Origin of the sequence: uncultured Caballeronia sp. (genome assembly GCF_964243625.1) — a bacterium.
Lineage (GTDB): Bacteria > Pseudomonadota > Gammaproteobacteria > Burkholderiales > Burkholderiaceae > Caballeronia.
The window spans coordinates 1-6,130 of record NZ_CAXTGZ010000080.1 but is presented as its reverse complement, the minus strand read 5'-3'; the positions used below and the strand labels follow the sequence as shown (position 1 = coordinate 6,130).

The 6,130-nt window shown below is 60.3% G+C and carries 4 protein-coding genes and 1 pseudogene (1 of these 5 cut by a window edge); 2 read left to right on the top strand and 3 right to left on the bottom strand.

Annotation, left to right across the window (positions count from 1 at the left end; genetic code table 11):
* The 3 genes and pseudogenes from ACFFAR_RS07970 to ACFFAR_RS07960 all read right to left on the bottom strand — a co-directional run.
* Positions 1-1,197: pseudogene (locus ACFFAR_RS07970) on the bottom strand (sugar ABC transporter ATP-binding protein); it reaches 318 nt to the left of the window's first position.
* Between the two features lie 19 nt (positions 1,198-1,216).
* Positions 1,217-2,164, bottom strand: a complete 948-nt coding sequence (alsB, locus tag ACFFAR_RS07965; RefSeq protein ID WP_174364463.1) for a D-allose transporter substrate-binding protein — start codon at positions 2,162-2,164, stop codon at positions 1,217-1,219.
* 53 nt (positions 2,165-2,217) lie between these two features.
* The gene (locus tag ACFFAR_RS07960) at positions 2,218-3,360 is read right to left on the bottom strand and encodes a Gfo/Idh/MocA family oxidoreductase (RefSeq protein ID WP_174364462.1); all 1,143 of its coding nucleotides are present in this window, start codon (positions 3,358-3,360) and stop codon (positions 2,218-2,220) included.
* A 173-nt stretch (positions 3,361-3,533) separates the two neighbouring features.
* Here ACFFAR_RS07960 and ACFFAR_RS07955 point away from each other — a divergent pair, with 173 nt between their 5' ends.
* Positions 3,534-4,775 (top strand): ROK family protein, encoded by a 1,242-nt coding sequence (locus ACFFAR_RS07955; protein ID WP_062001640.1) that lies wholly within the window; start codon positions 3,534-3,536, stop codon positions 4,773-4,775.
* Between the two features lie 139 nt (positions 4,776-4,914).
* Positions 4,915-5,430, top strand: a complete 516-nt coding sequence (locus ACFFAR_RS07950) for a metal-dependent hydrolase (RefSeq protein ID WP_075357396.1) — start codon at positions 4,915-4,917, stop codon at positions 5,428-5,430.
* Positions 5,431-6,130 lie beyond the last annotated feature (700 nt).

Sequence of the window (6,130 nt, the reverse complement as noted above, 5' to 3'; positions counted from 1 at the left end):
CGACGAAGCACAGCGGATGCGCAGCCGCTCCTTGTAGCGCAGGCCGAATTCGCGCTGGCGTGCGCGGTCGATCAAACCCAGCGACAACGCGCGCCGCGTGCTGCGCAAGGCAGGCGCCACGAAGATGTTTTCTTCTATGTTCAAATTTTGGAAGAAGCCGGTCGCGCGCCGGTCTTCGGTCACGAATGCAAGCCCTTGCTTGACCGCCTGATACGGCGAGTCGATCGTGATCTCGCGCCCGTTCAGCGTCATGCGCCCCGCCGATTTTCGCCGCACGCCGAAGATGGTTTCCATCAGTTCGCTGCGCCCGGAACCCATCAGGCCCGCAAAGCCGAAGATCTCGCCGCGATGCACGTTGAACGAAACATCGCGCACCCAGCCATCGCGTGAGGAAAGATGATCGACGGAAAATACGATGTCTCCGTGCGTGGCATCCTCGCCTTTCGGCCTGCCGTGAACGATCTCCCGGCCAACCATCAGCGCGACGAGGCGATCCGTCGATGTCGATCTGGCGTCGTACGTGCCCACGTACTTGCCGTCTTTCAGGACCGTGACACGGTCGCCGATCAGCGCAATCTCCTTCAACTTGTGAGAGATATAAGCCACGCCCACGCCATCGCGCTTCAGATCGCCGATCACGTTGAAAAGCTTCGCAACTTCGGTATCGGTCAGTGACGAAGTCGGCTCGTCCATGATGATGAGCCGCGCTTCGCTCGCGAGCGCCTTGGCAATCTCGACCTGCTGTTTCTCCGAGATGCCCAGATCGCCCACCAGCGTTCGCGGATCACGCTCGAGGCCGACACGGGCAAGCACCTCACGCGCCTTCGCGTTCATCTTCCGGCGATCGACCACGGGAATACCAAAGCGCTTGATGGTCGGAATGCGCCCGACAAACAGGTTCTCTTCAATACTCAAGTAGTCGATAACACTCAGCTCCTGATAGATCAGGCAGATGCCGAGCTGGGCGGACAACGAAGGCGACAACCTGGCGTACTCGTTGCCGCCCGCGATGATCGCGCCCGAAGTCGGCTCGTAGATGCCGCTCAGGATTTTCATCAGCGTCGATTTCCCGGCGCCGTTCTCGCCGAGCAGCACATGCACCTCGCCGGCGCGAACGTCGAAGCTCACGTCGCTTAGCGCGGTCGTACCGGGAAACAGCTTCGTGATGCCGCGTACGGCCACCAGTACTTCGTTCATCTGATCCTCGCGAGGCGGTTTACTTCGTGATCAGATGCGACTCGATCGGCAGGAACTCCGGCGTCTTGTTCGGATCGATAGCAGGCTTGTTTTTCAGCGCATCGAGCAACAGGTCGACGGCCTTTGCGCCCATCGCCGCGGAGTCCTGCGCAACCGTTGCGGTCAGCTCACCGCGCTTGACGGAGTCGAGCGCTTCGGGAACGCCATCGGTGCCGACTACAACGACTTTGCCGAGCTTGTCCGCATTCTTCACAGCCTGTGCCGCGCCCAGCGCCATGGTGTCGTTCGCCGCGTAGATAGCTTTCAGATCGGGATTGCGTTGCAAGATGTTGGTGGTGACATCAAGTGCTTTCGAGCGATCCCAGTCACCGGGCTGGCTTGCAACCAGCTTGATGGACGGCACCTTTGCGAAGGCCTGCTTTGCGCCATCGCGGCGTGCATCGCCCGACACGTTCCCCGCCTTTCCTTCGATGATCGCGACCTTGCCACCCGAGCTGCCAAGTTTCTGCGCAATGAAATCGCCCGCTTTATTTCCAAGCGCCACGTTGTCGCTCGAAATGAAAGCGATCACCGCACCGCCCGCCGCTTTCAACTGGCCCTGATCGATTTTTTCATCGATGTTGACCACGTAGATGCCTTTCTTCGTCGCCGCGCTCACGGCTTGAATCAGGCTCACGGGCGAGATCGGCGCAACACCGATCGCCTTGTAGTTCTTGTTCAGCACGTCTTCCACCAGACGTTGCTGCCCCTGGATATCTTCTTCGCTGTTGCCCGCAAGGATGTCGACCGTGACGCCCTTCGCCTTCGCCTCTTTCTGGATGCCGTCGCGCATTGCGACCCAATACGGGTTGGCGAGCGTCTTCAAGACGATCGCGATGTCTGCGGCTTGCGCCGGCGTCCACGCTGCCAGCGTCAATGCCGCTGCTGCAACGCCCGTTGTCAATTTGAGCCAGTTTTGTACGTTCATGCTTCGTCTCCTGTTTTTCCGCGCAAGCGGATTTTTATGTGATGACACACCCACTAGATTTGTTTCCACGCACCCGCTTTCGATGAACCCAGCACCGCATCGATGATCTGCGCCGAGCGATAACCATCGTCGAAAGTCGGCAGGCCTTCGCGGGTCTCGCCGCGAATCACCGCATATGTATCGGCAACAAAGGCTTCGAAGCATTGCGCGTAGCCTTGGGCGTGACCCGCCGGCAAGGTCGCGAGACGCCTTTGCTCGGCACTGCCGCGCGATGGATCGCGCACGAGCAGGCGCGTCGAGTCGCGCTCGCCGAGCCATAATTTTTCGGGTTCTTCCTGGTCGAACACGAGGCTTGCGTCGGCGCCATCGATTTCGAACCACAAGCGGTTCTTGCGACCTGCCGACACCTGGCTTACGGTCAGCGTTGTCAGGACGCCTGTGCTCGTGCGGAACAACGCACCGGCTATGTCCTCGGTCGTCACCGCTGTTCTCGGCGCCGATGCATCTAGCGTCACCGCTGAAAAGGTCGTGACCGATCCCGTCGGCCGGTCCTTCATCGTGGTCTGGAGCGTCGCGACAACGGATTCAAAACGCTCGCCGCTGATCCATTCAACCAGGTCGCACCAATGCGAGCCAATGTCGGCGAATGCGCGCGACGGGCCACCCAGTGTGGCGTCGACGCGCCAGTTGGTATCGTCGCGGCCGAGCAACCAGTCCTGCAGATAACTCCCGTGCATCAGTTGCAGCGCGCCCACCGTGCCGTCCTGCACGAGCGCGCGCGCTTCTCGAACCATAGGGTGATATCGATAAACAAAGGGGATCGCCGCCACACGCTGCGCCGAGTGCGCAGCATCTGCCAATGCTTTTGCATCGGCGAGACTGGTGGCAAGCGGCTTTTCGCAGACCACGTGCTTGCCGGCAGCGAGCGCCGCCATGGCAATCGGGTAATGCGTGGAGTTGGGCGTACAGATATGAACGACGTCGACCGACGGATCAGCGATGGCTTCCTCGACACTCGAATAGGCGCGCTCGATTCCCAGTTGCGCCGCAGCCTCCTTTGCGCGCTCCGGGCTCGACGTTGCAATGCCCTTGATCTGAGCGCCGGCCAGACGGCTCGCCCTTGAATGAACGGCGCCCATCATGCCCGCGCCGACGATTGCCACACCCGGCGCACCCGCCAGTGTTGTCTCAGCCATTTTTTTAAACTCCATTTGGTTGACTGGGACAATACCGAGGCGCGTCTTGGCCGGACATTTTGTATTATTTAATTCGATTTCCGACATAAATACTTTGCCTATCGGCTTGAGAATCTCGCTTGTGGCCAATGCTCGGATTAAAGTAAGCTCGGTTCCCCGAGGCCTCAGCCGCTATGCACACTCAAAGCAATCAACCCGCTCCCTCTCGCCTCGCCACGTTCGACCGCGCTTTCCGGCTCGAAGAGTTCGAGGTTCATAGCAAGCTCGCGAGGCTGATTGCGTCGTCGCAGGGCGTGAGCCGCGCGGACCTTGCGCGCAATACCGGGTTCGCGCGCTCGACCGTCTCTCAGTTGATCCAGCCGCTGATCGAATGCGATCTCGTGAAAGAGCAGGCGCAAAGCGCATCGGCGAGAGGACGTCCCGGAACCATGCTCGTGCTCAATCCGCGCGCCGGCGTGATCCTCGTGGCGGACATGGGGGCGACGCACGGGCGTCTCGTGATCTCGGATCTTGCGCAACGGCGGCTCGCCGAGCGGGTCTTTGGCGTCGATGTTTCACTTGGACCGGAGCCGGTCCTCGAATCGATCATCGAGCAATTCCATCAATTGCTGCAGGAGCACAGGCTGCTCGATCAGTCCGTGCGCAGTGTCGTGGTCGGCTTGCCGAGTCCCGTGGATTTCAGCCGCGGCGTTTGCGTGAGGCCGCCGATCATGCCGGGTTGGGATGGCTTTCCGGTATCGGAATATTTGCAGGCGCGCCTCAAGACGCCGGTGCTGGTCGATAACGATGTGAACCTGATGGCCCTGGGCGAAGCACGCACGCGGCCTGCCAATCAATCGCCGCTGCTCTTCGCGAAGGTATCGACCGGAATCGGCTGCGGCATCATTACGTCCGAAGGCATGCTGCACCGCGGCGCCGATGGTTCCGCGGGTGACATCGGGCATATCAGGGTGCCGGGCCGCGACGATGTCGTTTGCCGTTGCGGCAATATCGGTTGCGTTGAAGCCGTTGCTTCGACCAATGCGGTGCTCGCCAACCTGCAGGCGCTGCCCGACTCCGACGCGCAAACCGTGGATGACCTCGTGCGTCTCGTTCGCTCGGGCGATCCGCAAGCGGTGCGCTTGATACGCGCGGCGGCAGAGGAAATCGGCGAGATCATCGCCATGCTCGTGCATATGTACAACCCTGCGGCCATCGTGCTTGGAGGGCGCATGGCGAGGATCAGCGACGATCTTCTCGCGGGGGTGCGTGCAGTGGTTTACCGGAGAGCGTTGCCGCTTGCCACGCGCAGCCTGCTGATCCAGAACACGGCGCTGAATCAATATGCCGGAGCGATTGGCGGCACTGTGCTCGGAATCGAAAGCGCGCTTTCGTCGAAGGGCATTGCTTCCATCCTGCATCCGCTGCACGGCTGAACGGCTGAAACGCTGAAAGGCGGCGCTCGGGTCTGACGCCCGCTCCCTTCACGGAAGTGAAAAAGACAGTAACAGCGACTGTCAATTTCCTCGCGGTTCTGCAAACATGGCGGCCCGTCTTCCAGGCAGTATCGTTCCAATGGCATCAAGCAAAGCACATCACGCCACCGGCTTCGCGGCGGGCGTCATGGCGGCGAGTATCGTCGCTCACAGCGGCACTGTCGGGCCGTTTCACGTGTGGGTCTTGCTGAGTTTCATGGCTGCGGTTGCGGGCGGCACTGCCCCCGACTGGCTGGAAGTGGCGTGGTGGTCACGCACGCGCCGCCTGTGGATCACGCACCGTACTGTGACCCATTGGGGTATCGGCTGGATTGCGCTGCTGGCGGTCTCGTACCATTGGCTCGGGCATGACCGGCTCGCCGCGCCGGCATTTGGATTCGCGTGCGGCGGCCTGATGCATCTGCTCGCCGACTGGCCCAATCCGCTCGGCGTTCCGTGGATCGCCTCGCGTCATTCGCTCAACTGGTGGAATAGCGGACACTGCGACCTGTTGGTAGTCGGCGCGTCGTGGACCGCAGCGTGGTTTATTGCAGGCCACGTCGGGCTGCACGACATTCACGGTCTCTCGCATCTGACGCACTGGCTCGCGCGCTAAAACAACTCCTGCTACGAAGCCTCTTTCTAAAACCGCCACATCGTCGTGTGGCTGATTCCGAGTTGCTTGGCCGCGGAACTGCACCGCTCGCACAACGACGGCAGCTAGACATGCAGGATCGGGCCGACGCGCACTCAGCTTCACACGCGCTTTGAGTTGAATCAGTTGAACAATGAATCGCAGACTCAGACCGTGCCCTGAGGTGCCATGAGCAGCAAGCCTTAAGACGCTTTGCCGCCCCCCCCTCCGGGGGTTCTTGCTCTACGCGTCCTGCAAAGGCCAATCATCATGTTCGGCCGCGGAACTGCACCAAAAGTGGCACTGGAAAGTATCGTCCCCGGGCTCGCGCGCAAAGAGAATATACAGCCCGAGCACACGCGCATCACATATTCGCCCCCCCGTAGCGGCCATTGTTTCAACTGGTGCGCGATGGATCGCGTGCTCAGCTTATTCCCACTCGATCAAGAAAGATTTTTTGGAAAGCCTTCGAGTTTTGGATCCTGTGTGGATTTTCAAAAAGGCAAATCAAAAGCCCGAGCTAACTGCGATTCGGCACGAAGCAGGTTGGCGCATTGCTTATAAGCGGCAAGCTACGCACCATTCTTGCTTTCCATGTGCGCAAAAATCTGCTTCCAGATCGACACCTCGTCGGTAACGAAAAATTCCGTCATTACCTTGTCTTTCGTGAGATTCGCGTGCG

What these genes read in the sequence shown, in the direction of transcription:
- ACFFAR_RS07960 (WP_174364462.1), bottom strand. Translation starts at nt 3,360, where the DNA reads ATGGCTGAGACAACACTGGCGGGTGCGCCGGGTGTGGCAATCGTCGGC.
- ACFFAR_RS07950 (WP_075357396.1), top strand. Translation starts at nt 4,915, where the DNA reads ATGGCATCAAGCAAAGCACATCACGCCACCGGCTTCGCGGCGGGCGTC.
- alsB (WP_174364463.1), bottom strand. Translation starts at nt 2,164, where the DNA reads ATGAACGTACAAAACTGGCTCAAATTGACAACGGGCGTTGCAGCAGCG.
- ACFFAR_RS07955 (WP_062001640.1), top strand. Translation starts at nt 3,534, where the DNA reads ATGCACACTCAAAGCAATCAACCCGCTCCCTCTCGCCTCGCCACGTTC.